The organism is Veillonella sp. VA142, from assembly GCF_003992135.1.
GTDB lineage: Bacteria > Bacillota > Negativicutes > Veillonellales > Veillonellaceae > F0422.
In genome coordinates, this window is sequence record NZ_RQVN01000006.1 from 26064 (window position 1) to 40805 (window position 14742).

Below are 14742 nucleotides of genomic sequence, written 5' to 3' on the forward strand. Positions count from 1 at the left end.
ACTCCTATTCTTCATTCATATCTGACCAAATTTGGCGCAATCTGCCCAATTCATCACGCAACTCTGCAGCTCGTTCAAATTCTAATTGTTTCGCCGCTGCCTTCATGAGGCGTGTGGTCTCTTCAATGGCATTGAACACATCTTCTTTCGTTTCGTATTGTGACTTCGTTGAAAGTGACTGCATTGTTTCTGCCACCATCTCTGTCGGCGCTGTACTATCATACACCACAGAACTATCTGCTTTTGGTTTGCGACCTTTTTTAGAAGAAGCAACTTCCCCTTCGACTTTAGTCAATTCAATTAAGTCTTTCACTTCCTTGCGCACTGTCCGTGGTGTAATACCATGCTCTGTATTATAGGACTCTTGCAAGGCACGACGACGTTCGGTTTCATCCATAGCACGTTGCATAGATCCCGTAATGCGGTCCGCATACATAATAACTTTCCCTTTTTCATTACGAGCCGCACGGCCTATGGTCTGAATCAAGGATGTATCACTGCGCAAGAAACCTTCCTTATCTGCATCTAGGATAGCCACCAAGGACACTTCTGGCATATCTAAACCTTCCCGTAATAAGTTAATCCCTACAAGGACGTCAAAAACACCAGCCCGCAAATCACGGATGATATCAGCCCGCTCAATAGTGGCAATATCGGAATGTAAATAGCGCACTCGAATACCCATTTCTTTAAGGTAATTCGTTAAGTCTTCCGCCATTTTTTTCGTTAATGTCGTTACTAACACACGTTCATCTGACTTCGTTCTATCTTTAATTTCCCCTAGTAAATCGTCCATCTGTCCCTTAATAGGACGAATCTCAATGATTGGGTCTAATAAGCCAGTAGGTCGAATGATCTGTTCTGCCACATTGGTCTGTACTTCCATTTCATAGGGACCTGGTGTAGCAGATACATACACAATTTGGTTAATGCGTTCCACAAATTCTTCAAACTTTAAGGGCCGATTATCCGCTGCCGACGGCAAACGGAATCCGTAATCGATCAAGTTATGTTTCCGAGCTTGGTCACCATTATACATGGCACGAATTTGTGGCAAGGTCACATGGGATTCATCAATAATGATAAGGAAATCGTCTGTAAAATAGTCAATAAGGGTCATTGGCGCTTCCCCCGGTTGGCGGTTAGACAACAGACGAGAGTAGTTTTCAATCCCCGAGCAATAGCCCATTTCCTGCATCATTTCAATGTCATATCGTGTTCGTTGCTCCAATCGTTGTGCCTCTAAGAGACGACCGTTTTCATTAAAGTATGCCAAACGCTCAGCCAACTCTGCTTCGATGCGACCGATGGCAAGGTCTAACTTTTCCTTCGTCGTTACATAGTGAGAGGCTGGATAGATGGCCACGTGTTTACGCTCTACAATCACATCCCCTGTAAGCACATCAATTTCCACTAAGCGATCGATTTCATCGCCGAACATTTCTACCCGAATGGCTCTTTCACTAGTGCCGGCAGGAAAAATCTCCAACGTGTCCCCTTGTACTCGGAAGGTACCACGCACAAAGTTCATATCGTTTCGAGTGTATTGGATAGATACCAATTTGCGAAGAATGTCATCACGGCTATATTCCTGACCTTGTCGTAAGGATACGCAGAGGGTACTATAATCCTCTGGATCCCCCAAGCCATAAATACAACTAACAGAGGCGACGATAATCACATCTTTCCGCTCAAATAAGTTCATTGTCGCCGAGTGACGTAACTTATCGATTTCTTCATTGATGGACGCATCTTTTTCAATATATGTATCGGTAGAGGCAATATACGCCTCAGGTTGGTAATAATCGTAATAGGACACAAAGTATTCCACTGCGTTCTTAGGGAAAAAGCTCTTGAACTCGCTAGCCAATTGGGCTGCCAATGTTTTATTGTGGGCGATGATCAAGGTCGGCTTTTGTACGGCCTCGATGAGCTTTGCCATAGTATATGTTTTTCCCGTGCCCGTAGCACCTAGTAATACCTGTGCCCATTCCCCTCGTTCAATGCCTTCCGCCAAGGACTCGATAGCCTTCGGCTGGTCTCCCATGGGGGAGTACGGTGCCTCTACTTGAAAGGGTATGCCTTCTTCAGGAAAATGATGCAATCCGCTCATAGTCCCTCCTTATATCTTTTATATCTGTAAACGTGAAAGTTCACTATCAATTCTATATCTAGTAACTTCTATATTATACCATGAAAGTCCATTTTATTGTACTGTATGTTCGATACAAATATACAGATTTCCATGCATTCCTACTAATGGATGAACAGAAGGAAGTGGCGGGTGAGACTCTTCAACGATGCCAGTTCTTCTGACGATGGAGATGATATAAAAAGAAAAGCTGAATCAAAGATCCAACTTTTCTTTCACTATCTGCTATATGTTTATTGTATTACTAGACTCAGTAAGGCCTAGGGAATAATGCCTACAATTACTTATCATCTATTGTTGTATTTCTATTAATCCGCAACGTACAGCTACCCCTTGCCACGAATCCGACGCAATTCTTCTTCTGTGATAGGTGTATCCCCTTGCAAAGTTTGTGTGGCTGTGTCATCACCTTCTAACATTTCGATGAAGATGGCAATACCACAATCAGATAAATGATGACTTTCATCACCATGGTCATGTTCTAAAGACTGCTTCATATTCTCCGCAATACGATGGACAAAGTTCCATTGCTCATCCGTATAACTTTCAATACGGCTAGCAATTTCTTTCCAATTACTTAAGAGTAAACGGGTGAGAGGTCTGTACAAATCACCGCCTACAAATTCCATAATATCTACGGCACATTCAAGGCTGTCCCCATCGATACCATAGCCATTCATCTCATTTTGGTCCACAACGTATTCATATAATTTATTTCTAGTCATGGTCCACTATTCTCCTTTGTCAAAAAGAGCATTAGCAAATTCTTTTGCATTGAAAGGACGCAAATCATCCATTTGCTCACCTACGCCAATCCAACGTACAGGAACGCCCAACTCTTCTTTGATAGAGATAACTACACCACCTTTTGCAGTACCATCTAATTTGGTCACCACAATCCCTGTCACAGGTACTGCTTCTCCAAATAATTTTGCTTGGCTCACTGCATTTTGACCTGTAGTACCATCTAGTACTAATAAGGTTTGATGCGGTGCGCCTGGGATTTGTTTATCTGCTACACGGCCGATTTTTTTCAATTCTTCCATAAGGTTGACTTTTGTGTGCAAACGCCCTGCTGTATCTACGATGACTAAGTCCGCATCCTTAGCAACGGCTGAGGCACAGGCATCGAATACTACTGCTGCTGGATCAGCACCTTCTTTATGTTTTACAATGGATACACCTACACGGTCTGCCCAAATGGATAACTGTTCAGATGCAGCAGCACGGAATGTATCCCCTGCTGCGATGATAACCTTTTTCCCTTGCTCCGCATAGTAATGTGCTAATTTCGCAATGGTTGTCGTTTTACCAACCCCATTCACACCTACTACCAAAATCACTTCTGGTTTGTGGAGTTCCAGCACTTCTTCTTGAGCTCCTAGCATTTCTGTAATGCGCTCTTCCATGAAAGGCATTACTTCACCTGTATTATTGATAATTCCTTCTGTAACTCCTCTACGAATTTCTTTCATCAAGTATGTTGTAGTTTTAGGCCCTAAATCACCAGTCAACATGGTAGCTTCTAAATCATCTAAGAAATCATCATCGATTTCAGCATAACCGATAACGATAGTTTCTACTTTTTTTACAAAATTATTTTTTGTCTTTTCTAAGCCCGCTTTCACACGGTCAAAAAAACTAAATGCCATAGTCACTATTCTCCTTTACATCATCAAAGGCTACAGTTAATAAGCGAGACACACCTCGTTCCACCATAGTCACCCCTTGTAAAACATGAGCCGATTCCATGGTCCGTTTACGATGGGTTACCACGATAAATTGTGTGGCATCCCCCAAGTTATGCAAATAGTGGCTAAAACGTTCCACATTCGCATCATCTAACGCAGCGTCTACCTCGTCAAGCACACAGAATGGAGCAGGTCGATAATCTAGCAGCGCAAAGAGCAAGGCTATGACCGTCAATGCTCGTTCCCCACCAGATAACAAGCTTAATTGTTGGCGCTTCTTTCCTGGCGGTTGGATATAAAAATCAATGCCACTTTCTAAAATGGATTCCGGGTTGGATGCTACAATTTGCGCTGTACCGCCTCCAAACAATTGAGAGAATACATGTTGAAATTTATCACGAATTACGGTAAGTACATCTTGCAACTGTTCAGACATCGCCCCATCAATTTCAGCAATAACGCCTTCGAGTTGTTCTTTAGCTATCACCAAATCTTCTTTTTGTGCATGATAAAATGCTAGCTTTCCTTCCGCTTCCTCATATTCTGCAATGGCATTAGGATTGATAGCCCCTAAGCTTTCAATCTGTCTTGCCAAGTTCGCCTGTTGTTGTTTCCACTCATGTACGGAGCCACCTAAATGTATATTCTGTGCCTCTTGTTTAGTATACCCTAAAGCGCCCAATTGTTCCAATGCTTGTTCGCCTTGTAGTTGATATTTTATTAACCCTTCTTGTAGGTCCACTAGTTTTTTCTGCACAATTCGTTGGCGTTGTTCTTGTTGATTTCGTTCTTCTTGCAATTGACTTAATTGCAACTCCCAAGTACGCACTTTTTCTTGTCCACCTTTACGGGCTTCTCCAATGGTAGCTACCCGTTCTTCTATGGCTTGTTTCTCTGATTCTAATGTTAAAACAGGTCCTCCGCCTAAGCGTGTGACATCTTCCCCTAATTGGGTCAATCTTTGATTTAAGCTTGTAATTTCTACTTCCTTATCTTTGATATGTTTTTCTAATTGTGCTAATTCTTTTTTGCTTTGTTCTAACAACAATCTAGATTGTTCCCAGCGTAAGCGTACTCCTTGCAGTTCCTCATTTTGCTCACGTTCTCGGTCTTGTAAAGTTTGCTCTTGAGCAACTAAGGTAGCGACTTGCTCTTGAGGTCCTTCTCGATTCTCTAACTGTGAAAGTTCATCTGCCAGCCTTTTGATATTCTCTCCTAAGGTAGTTTGCTTTTCTTGAACCTTTTGTAGCTCCTCATGATAGGTCTGCACCATTCCACCTAAGTTAACTTGTTCTCCTTGGGAGCGTTGTTGCTCTTGCTGTAAGCTACGTAATTGCAATTCTTCTTGTTCATAGGTTTGACGTAATCCCTTACCAGACTGTGTCAAAGCTTCTATTTCTTTGTCTAGTCCTTGTAAAGTCTGTTGTAACACCTGTGCTGTATCTCGTAATGCATGTATATCTTGCTGCAATGTATCTTGCTCTTCTTTACGGGACAAGATAGATACTTTTTTCCGTTTCGTAGCACCACCCGTTAAGGCACCACCTGGTTGCAATTGCTCTCCTGTTAAAGTAACAATCCGCAATTGTTGATGATATTCTTTTTGCAATGCTAATCCATGATCCAAGGTATCTACAATCAAAGTACGCCCTAATAGCTGATTAAATACGCCTGTATATTGTGTATCAAATTGAATGCAGTCTACACCCAATCCCAATACATAAGGCGATGTTAAGGCTTTATGATCCAGACGTTTTCCTCGTACCATATCCATCGGTAAAAACGTAACACGACCACCTTGTGTGCGTTTTAAGTATTGTACTGCTTCAGAAGCAATCTTTGCAGTCTCTGTGATAACTTGATGAATAGCACCACCTAAAGCAGTTTCAATGGCCACTAAGAATTTTTCTTCCACAGTGAATACATCACCAATAGCTCCACGAATATGAGAAGACCAAGTTTCTTTCGCTTGTAATACATGTTTTGTGCCTTCCAAATAACCTTCATGCAGCTCTTCCCAGCTATGTAACAGTTCTAAACGACCTTCTTTAGCTTGCAGTGTTCTTTGTACTTCTACTAATTCCTGATTGTTTTGTCGACGTCTATTCTCTAGCTGTTGTAATGATTGACGTGCTGTCTGCAATGCTTCCTGTGCTTCATCAACAACCTGTTGTTGCGCCTCTAACTGCACTTTTGCCTGTGTCATAGATTCCTCTAAATCTTGCAAGGTCGCTTGTAAGCGTTGCGCATCATCTTTCTTTTGTGTTTCTAACTCTTCCTCTCTTGCTAATTGATGGCGGGCTTCCTCCAACTCACGAACAACACGAATATGACGCTCATGAGCATGCTGCTCCGCTATGCGCATACCATCTAAATTAGCCTTCACTTGACTAAGAGAGTCTCGAGTATTTTGCAAATTAGATTCAGCCTGTTTCACATCTTTGCCAATGACTTCTAAAGTATTTTCTTCCTCTTTCAAGGATGCTAAATCACGGTCATACTGTTCCTCTTTTTCTTCCAGTTCTTCCTTCCAAGTTCTTAACTGTTCTTCTCCATCTTTTAACTCTGCCACCATATTGGCTTCTTTTAGGCGAGCCACTTCAATTTGTCCGGTTAATTCCCCTAATTTACCTTGTAACGTGGCAAATTCATCTTCCATACTTCGGTGGGTTTCACGAAATATTTGAAGCTCATTTTGTGTTGTCGTATAGGTCTCTTGAATGGTATCTAAACTAGTTTCTAACTCTTCTTGCTCACGAAGGTAGGATAAGTTTTCATTTTCTTGTCGTGTAAATAAACGATCTGCCGTTTTATAGTCATGAAATGTAATGGCTCCATCATAGTTACGTTTCTCTTGTGATAATGTATTGTACTCACGTGTCACATTAGCTTTCGTTTCTAATTCTACTAATTGATCTCCAAGAGTACTCATTACATCATCTAAGCGTTCCATATTACGATCTGTACTGTTGATACGTCGAATGGCATCTTCTTTATTCATTTTGAAGCGAGAAATACCTGCCACATCTTCAAAGATTAATCGCCGTTCTTCTGGTTTACTATTCAAGATAGTATCGATACGATTTTGTCCAATAATGGCCATAGAATCTTTACCTAAGCCTGTATCTGCTAATAATAGATGAATATCTTTTAAGCGGCAATTTCTTTTGTTGATTTGGAACTCACTTTCACCATTACGATACATACGGCGTGTGATAACTACTTCAGCCAATTCCTTGCCCAACGTACCATCACTGTTATCAAAAATTAAATTTACCTCAGCCGCATTATGAGGACGACGAGCTTCTGTGCCAGAAAAAATAATATCTTCCGCTTTTTGTCCACGCAAATGGCGCACATTCGATTCTCCCAAGACCCAACGAATTGCGTCGGTAATATTACTCTTACCACTGCCATTAGGGCCTACAATCCCAGTCATGCCTGGAGAAAAAGACACTACCGTTTTATCAGCAAAGGACTTAAATCCTTTCATTTCTAGTCGCAATAATTGCATGACTGCTTCCTTTCTATCTATAAATAGGTACATTCTAAAATTATACAATGTCTATAGTTTTCATTCTATACTTTATACGTATACCTATGTTCCACATCTTATCACATATATCGATACAGACCACAAGTCAATCCACGGCTGTATACCGATAGGAGTCACTTTAAAGAACCAAACCATATAATATAGTATCTATCATGACATGTACGATTCCAGTATTATTATTTCCTTCTTTTTGTTTCCAAGTCCATTCTATCTGCTCATATTCCTGTCCAAAGTACTCTACATTCTTATTTTTCAATCCACGTACTTTTGATGTGAAAGGCCTTGGATATTCTACGATAACCTTATGAATCACACCAAATACTTCTTGGTGTTCTTCTATGGCTTGCTGGATAGCTTGAAGCCATTCATAATTGACTACCAATTCTCCAAAGGCAGGAGCATAGGGTCCTCCTACAATACCACGACCAGCATCAAAGTCTTCTGTACTTTGTAATCCTACACGTATGATCTGTGTACCTTTGCCTTCTAAATACGATTTTAAAAAAGCACTATAGGCTACCGCTTGCTCTATTGTTAATGGTACATAACTACCTTCACGAACACGATCAGCTAGTTCTGTGTCTTCAATGACAATCACAGGATAAATACGACACACATCCGCCCGTAATTGTCCTGCTTTCACCGCCGTATTTACTAAAGTCGTCCACGTCTCTCCTGGTAATCCAGGAAGCAGCTGTATACCTAGTGTCATGCCTTGTGCTCGAATCATTTTACAAGCCTGTTCCACATCTTCTACCGTATGCCCTCGTTTAGCATCTACAAGCATATCCTCATCTAATGTTTGTACCCCTAATTCAATGGTTCTTACACCACTAGTATAGAGCTCTTTCAATCGAGATTCTCTGATGGCATCAGGTCGAGTAGACAAGCGGATTCCTTGAATTAATCCCTGTTGAAATGCTTCTGTAGCAGGCTCCAATAATGTATTTTGCACTTCTTGTGGGATAGCCGTAAAGCTACCGCCAAAGTATGCCACTTCCCATTGTCCTTTGTGACCTTGTTCAGATATTGTCTCACGAATGGACCTACGGATAGTATCCACCGATACCATTTCTTGTTGTCCAGAAATACGTGGCTGATTACAAAATACACAAATATAAGGGCACCCAATATGAGGTATAAAAAATGGAAGTAATCTAGTTTTCTCTTTTTTTACTTTCCTCATAGGAGCCCCCTTAACTATAGGTATTTCGTGTATGTAAACAATTCTTTATAAACTACATCATACAAGATGATATATGACAATCCTATCAGCACTTAATAGGTACTCATCTATTGTATCATGACAGTCAGTTTCATGGTATCACAACCATATGAGCCATTTTACTCTTATCAAAGAAAAAGGGAGTGGTTCCCCACCCCTCAATCCTTACTATTGTATAAGCTTTTCATAAGCCTCTTTTGCAGCCGCTTGAGCTGCTACTTTTTTATTTCGTCCAGAACCTATCCCTGATGGAATTCCATCAACGACCACTTCCATAGTAAAAAATTTATTATGATCCGGTCCCTCCTCATTAATGACATGATACCGTATCACAGATTCTCCTTTTTGTTGTACCAACTCTTGGAGCAAGGTTTTAAAGTCTTTTCCTACTTTTCCTAAAAGTGCCATTTGGAGATATCCATGCAAATGACTCAAAACGAACTGTTTTCCCACTTCGTAGCCACACTCTAAATAGATAGCTCCTAAGACAGCCTCAAAAGTATCTGCTAAAATAGAGTTCCGATCAGCTCCGCCGCAGTGACGCTCTCCCCTGCCTAATCGTAGATATTTCCCTAAGGCTAAGGAACGACTACATTCAGCCAAAGAACCTTCACATACAGTACAAGCTTTTAAACGGGTCAGTTCACCCTCAGTCATTTCTGGATATGTAGTAAATAAATATTCTCCTATAATAAGATCTAACACAGCATCCCCTAAAAATTCCAAACGTTCATTATGGTGTTCGTGGGATAACTTATGTTCATTCGCATAAGAAGAATGTGTTAATGCACGGTTTAATGTGCTTATATTTTGTAAGGGCAAATGTAAATCCGCAATAAGCTCGTGAAGTAATTCTTCACGAGCCTTGCTAGTTACTTTGCTACTTTTAGGAGCATTCACAATTACGCCTCATAACGACGAACAACGATAGTACCGTTGTGTCCACCAAAACCGAAGGAGTTAGAAAGAGCCACATCAACTTTCATATCACGAGCTCCATCAGATACATAATCTAAATCCAATTCTGGATCTGGGTTGTCAAGGTTAATTGTTGGATGCACTTTGCCAGTTTCAATAGCCATTGCCATAACAATCGCTTCGATAGCACCAGCCGCACCTAATAAGTGACCTGTCATAGATTTAGTGGAGTTTACAGCTAGCTTACTAGCATGATCTCCGAATAATTGTTTAATAGCTAATGTTTCATTCGCATCATTAATGGATGTAGATGTACCATGAGCATTGATATAATCAACTTCTTCAGGTTTAATACCTGCATCATTTAATGCTAATTCCATACATTTACGGGCTTGCGTGCCGCCTGGTGCAGGAGAAGAGATATGATATGCATCACCATTAGTACCATATCCCACTACTTCTGCGTAGATATGTGCACCACGTGCTTTTGCATGTTCTAATTCTTCCAATACAACGATACCAGAACCTTCACCCATGACGAATCCATCACGATCTGCAGCAAATGGACGAGATGCTTTTGTAGGTTCATCATTGCGTGTAGACATAGCTTTCATAGATGCGAAACCTGCTACTGCTGCTGGAGAAACTGCGGCTTCCGTACCACCAGCAAACATTACATCTGCTTGACCATGAGCAATCATGCGGAATGCTTCACCAATTGCATTCGTACCAGATGTACAAGCTGTAACAACAGTTTCCACTGGTCCACGCAACCCTAATTGAATAGATACACGGCCAGATACCATATTAGCAATCATCATAGGCACTGCAAATGGGCTGACACGACCTGGGCCTTTTTCAAATAAAGTTACATATACATCGTGGATAGAATCAATACCACCAATACCAGTACCTACTACAGTACCGCAACGATCCAAGTCTTCTTTATCTAAATCTAAATCAGCATCTTTTCTCGCCAACACAGCAGCTGCAATAGCAAATGCAGCAGAGCGGTCCATACGACGCGCTTCTTTTTTATCGATTCCAAATTGTGTTGGGTCAAAATCTTTAATTTCACCCGCAATACGAGTTGCATAATCACTTGCATCAAATCGAGTAATAGGACCGATACCGGATTCACCCCGTAACAATGCATTGTAAAAGTCATCTTTACCGATTCCTACTGGTGTCACAGCACCTAAACCAGTAATAACAACACGTCTTTCCATTATTCCACCTCTTTATAATCTCATTTAATCAATGGCTGCAGCCTCAGAAACTAGGCGAGCAAAAATTTCGTTCACAGGTAATATGGAGTCTACTTTACGCATATTATTACCTGAGAATACCAATCCCGTTTCAACGTCCCCTTGTTGAGCACGTGAAAGAGCTTTAATAATACAGAATTTGTGTGAACAATGCTTCAAGCATCGATGACACTCTGTAGGTGGCGGTACTGTACCGTCTAATACTGTTTCTGCAAACTTATTACGCAACGCTTGTCCTGGAAGCCCTACTGGACTTTGAATCAAGACAATGTCATCTGGAGCATCTGCACGTACGTACATTTTTTTCAATTCATCAGAGGCATTACACTCCACACTAGCAGCAAAACGGCTTCCCATTTGCACTCCACTAGCACCAAGTTTAATCATCTCCACAATATCTGCTCCATCAAGAACCCCACCAGCACCAATGACTGGGATGTTTTTCACAGCTGCTACCACTTCTGGTACTAGATCACGAGAGGAGCGATCTGTACCTAAGTGACCACCTGCTTCACAACCTTCCACGATGACTGCGGAGGCTCCTAATCCTTCAGAAATACGAGCTAATTTAGGAGTAGATACGATAGGTACAATAGGTGTACCAGATTCACGTCCTAAAGCAAACATATCTCTGGAAAATCCTGCGCCAGCTACGACGAGGTCAATACCCTCTTCAATGGCCGTTTTTACAAGCCCTAAAAATTCTGTAGCGGCTACCATTGCATTTATACCGATAATGCCCGTAGGCGATAATTTCCTTGCTAATTGTATTTCGTATCGTAATTCATCAAAAGGCATGCCAGATGCTGCAATCAGGCCGATACCACCTTCATTTGCAACTGCTGCAGCCAACCGAGCTGTAGACAATCGGATTGCCATTCCACCTTGAATTACCGGTACTTTGGCTACCAATTTCCCTATATTAAGTTCAGGGAGTTTCACTATTATTCCTCCTATGTGCAAATCCACTAAGGGGGCTAGGCCCCCTTTCGTGGTGCATAAGTGCTAAGACTTATTTTGTAGAATCGATGTAATCAACTGTGTCTTTTACAGTTTTGATTTTTTCAGCAACATCATCAGGGATTTCAATATTGAATTCCTCTTCAAATGCCATGATCAATTCAACGATGTCAAGAGAGTCAGCGCCCAAATCATCGATGAAAGTGGAATCGATAGCCACTTCAGATTCGTCAACGCCTAATTGTTCAACAACAATAGCTTTTACTTTGTCAAATGTGCTCATTACGTACACCTCCTTTCATGTAGTCTATGTATAGGATCTTGCGTTTACATCACCATTCCGCCGTCTACATTGAGAACTTGGCCAGTAACATAACTTGCAAAGTCAGACGCTAAAAACGTTACTACACTAGCAATTTCTTCCGGTTGACCCATGCGGCCAAATGGAATACTAGCTGCAATACCTTCTTTAATTTTTTCAGGCAATACATCTGTCATCGCTGTTTCGATGAAGCCAGGTGCTATTGCATTGACAGTAATGCCACGTGCTGCTAATTCTTTTGCACATGTTTTAGTAAAGCCAATTACCCCTGCTTTAGCAGCGGCATAATTGGCCTGGCCCACATTACCTGTCACACCTGATACAGATGTCATGTTGATAATGCGTCCAGAACGTTGTTTTACCATGATTTTAGCCACAGCTTTAGAAACTAAGTATACTCCTTTTAAGTTGATATTTAATACATCGTCCCAATCAGAATCTTTCATACGGATCAACAATCCATCACGAGTAATCCCTGCATTGTTTACAAGAATATCAATATGACCGAATGCTGCATAAGCTTCATCCACCATAGCTTGAACTTCTTCAGCATTACTTACATCAGCTTTAATTTTTAACGCTTTACGTCCTAATGCTTCAATTTTTTCTACAGTTTCATCGGCTACAGCCTCATTACCAATAAAGTTTACAACAATATCTGCTCCTGCTTTTGCTAACTCGATAGCGGTTGCTTGTCCAATGCCTCGAGAAGCGCCTGTTACTAGAGCTACTTTACCTGTTAAATCCATCTTATTCTCCTTGTAAGAATGCAATCGCTGCTGCTAAGGATGATTCATCTTCAACATTGGCTAATTCCATTGCTTTGTTAATTTTCTTTGTGAAACCTGTTAATACTTTTCCAGGGCCTACTTCAACAAATCGAGTTACCCCAAAGTTTATCATAGTAGCTACGCAATCCTCCCAAAGTACCGGTGCTGCTGCTTGTTTAACTAAGGCTGCTTTAATAGTAGCCCCATCTGTTAGGATTTCCCCTGTAATATTTGCTACTACTGGAATTTGAGCATTCTTCACTTCGATTTTATCTAATTCTTCTTGTAAGCGTTTCGCTGCTGGTTCCATCAAACGACTATGGAAAGGCGCACTAACTGGTAACATAACAGCACGCTTAGCCCCAGCTTCTTTCATTTTTTCAGCTGCCACTTCTACAGCTTTTGTAGCACCGGCGATCACAATTTGTCCTGGGCAATTAAAGTTAACCGCTTGTACAGATCCTACAGTATCGTTCACTTCACCACAGATGCGAACTACTTCTTCACGTGGTAATGCTAAGATAGCTGCCATGGCACCTTCGCCCAATGGCACCGCTTCTTGCATGTATTCGCCACGTTTATGCACTACATAGACAGCCTCTTTAAAGTCAAGAACCCCGGCTGCTACTAGAGCACTATATTCACCAAGACTATGTCCACCTACAATATCAGGTGTAAAATCTTTTTCTTTTAATACTTCATAGCACGCCACACTAGCTGTTAAAATAGCAGGTTGTGTGTTTGCTGTTTTTACTAATTCCGTATCTGGCCCTTCAAAACATAATTGTGAAATGGAATATCCCAATGCTTCATCTGCTTGTGCAAAACGCTCTCTTACAATAGGGTACGCTTCGTACAAATCTTTCAACATACCTACTTTTTGAGACCCTTGACCTGGGAATACAAATGCTGTTTTCATAAGCTTTCCTCCTGCTTATCGGATAACAGATTTCAAGTTCAACATAACTTCTTCTGCTTCACGAACAATATCTTGAATAATTGTTGCGCAAGGTTTTACGTCAGTCAACATACCTGCAATTTGTCCAATCATAACGGAACCGTTTTTAGTTTCCCCTTCAATAGCAGCTTTTCTAAGTGTACCAGCACCTAGATTTTCAAGAGCTTCTTTTGGTGCACCACTGAACTCAAGGGATTGATATTTACGAGCTAATAAGTTTTCAATGATACGAACTGGGTGTCCAGTTGTCAAGCCTGTCATCACTGTGGAGCGATCTTTCGCCTTTAATACAGCTTCTTTATAGTTTTCATGAGCAATACATTCTTCAGATACTACGAAACGAGAACCCATTTGAACGGCACTAGCGCCCAATGCTAAGGCTGCTGCCATACCGCGACCATCGGCAATACCACCAGCCGCAATCACCGGTACATCCACTGCATCAACAATTTGAGGAATTAAACACATAGTAGTAATATCCCCTACGTGACCGCCAGACTCAGTACCTTCTGCGATAACTGCATCAATGCCACCACGAAGTAGCCGTTTTGCTAAGAGTACAGAGGCTACTACTGGAATTACTTTAGTACCGATTTCTTTGAAAGCTGGTACCCATGTAGATGGGTTCCCTGCTCCTGTTGTGATTACTGGAACGCGCTCTTCTAAGGCTACTTCCATTACTTCATTCACAAATGGAGACATCAACATGATGTTACAACCATATGGTTTATTAGTGCGTTCTTTCAATTTATGAATTTCTGCACGGAATACATCTGGAGGCATATGACCTGCACCAATGATTCCCAAACCGCCTGCCTCAGACACAGCAGCTGCTAATTCAGCTGTACCTAACCAAGCCATACCACCTTGAAGAACGGGATACTCTATCCCTAACAAATCACAAATATCAGTCTTAATCATC

General features: G+C 41.3%; 12 protein-coding genes. All 12 read right to left on the bottom strand.

The window, feature by feature from the left end; all coding sequences use genetic code 11:
• Positions 1–4 precede the first annotated feature (4 nt).
• On the bottom strand, positions 5–2113 hold the full coding sequence (gene uvrB / locus EO117_RS03880; protein WP_126939195.1) for an excinuclease ABC subunit UvrB: 2109 nt from the start codon (positions 2111–2113) through the stop codon (positions 5–7).
• A gap of 365 nt (positions 2114–2478) precedes the next feature.
• Entirely contained in the window at positions 2479–2877 is a 399-nt protein-coding gene (locus EO117_RS03885; protein ID WP_126939196.1) for a hypothetical protein, read from the bottom strand.
• Positions 2878–2883: 6 nt separating this feature from the next.
• A complete protein-coding gene (ftsY, locus tag EO117_RS03890; RefSeq protein ID WP_126939197.1) occupies positions 2884–3804 on the bottom strand; it encodes a signal recognition particle-docking protein FtsY in 921 nt (306 codons plus the stop codon).
• The gene (gene smc, locus EO117_RS03895; protein WP_126939198.1) at positions 3794–7357 is read right to left on the bottom strand and encodes a chromosome segregation protein SMC; all 3564 of its coding nucleotides are present in this window, start codon (positions 7355–7357) and stop codon (positions 3794–3796) included. Before smc ends, ftsY begins: the two co-directional genes overlap by 11 nt.
• 160 nt (positions 7358–7517) lie before the next feature.
• The gene (locus EO117_RS03900; protein ID WP_126939199.1) at positions 7518–8585 is read right to left on the bottom strand and encodes an elongator complex protein 3; all 1068 of its coding nucleotides are present in this window, start codon (positions 8583–8585) and stop codon (positions 7518–7520) included.
• A 207-nt stretch (positions 8586–8792) separates the two neighbouring features.
• Positions 8793–9524, bottom strand: a complete 732-nt coding sequence (gene rnc, locus EO117_RS03905; protein WP_126939200.1) for a ribonuclease III — start codon at positions 9522–9524, stop codon at positions 8793–8795.
• 2 nt (positions 9525–9526) lie between these two features.
• Positions 9527–10771: a beta-ketoacyl-ACP synthase II gene (gene fabF, locus EO117_RS03910; protein WP_126939201.1), complete on the bottom strand. Its 1245-nt coding sequence runs from the start codon at positions 10769–10771 to the stop codon at positions 9527–9529.
• 24 nt (positions 10772–10795) lie between these two features.
• Positions 10796–11752 (bottom strand): nitronate monooxygenase family protein, encoded by a 957-nt coding sequence (locus EO117_RS03915; RefSeq protein ID WP_126939202.1) that lies wholly within the window; start codon positions 11750–11752, stop codon positions 10796–10798.
• 70 nt (positions 11753–11822) lie between these two features.
• The gene (locus tag EO117_RS03920; RefSeq protein ID WP_009353552.1) at positions 11823–12053 is read right to left on the bottom strand and encodes an acyl carrier protein; all 231 of its coding nucleotides are present in this window, start codon (positions 12051–12053) and stop codon (positions 11823–11825) included.
• A gap of 44 nt (positions 12054–12097) precedes the next feature.
• Positions 12098–12841 (bottom strand): 3-oxoacyl-[acyl-carrier-protein] reductase, encoded by a 744-nt coding sequence (gene fabG / locus EO117_RS03925; protein WP_126939203.1) that lies wholly within the window; start codon positions 12839–12841, stop codon positions 12098–12100.
• 1 nt (position 12842) lies between these two features.
• Positions 12843–13781: an ACP S-malonyltransferase gene (fabD, locus tag EO117_RS03930; RefSeq protein WP_126939204.1), complete on the bottom strand. Its 939-nt coding sequence runs from the start codon at positions 13779–13781 to the stop codon at positions 12843–12845.
• A gap of 15 nt (positions 13782–13796) precedes the next feature.
• Positions 13797–14741 carry an enoyl-[acyl-carrier-protein] reductase FabK gene (gene fabK / locus EO117_RS03935; RefSeq protein ID WP_126939205.1) on the bottom strand — a complete coding sequence of 315 codons (945 nt, stop codon included), beginning with the start codon at positions 14739–14741 and terminating at the stop codon, positions 13797–13799.
• Position 14742 lies beyond the last annotated feature (1 nt).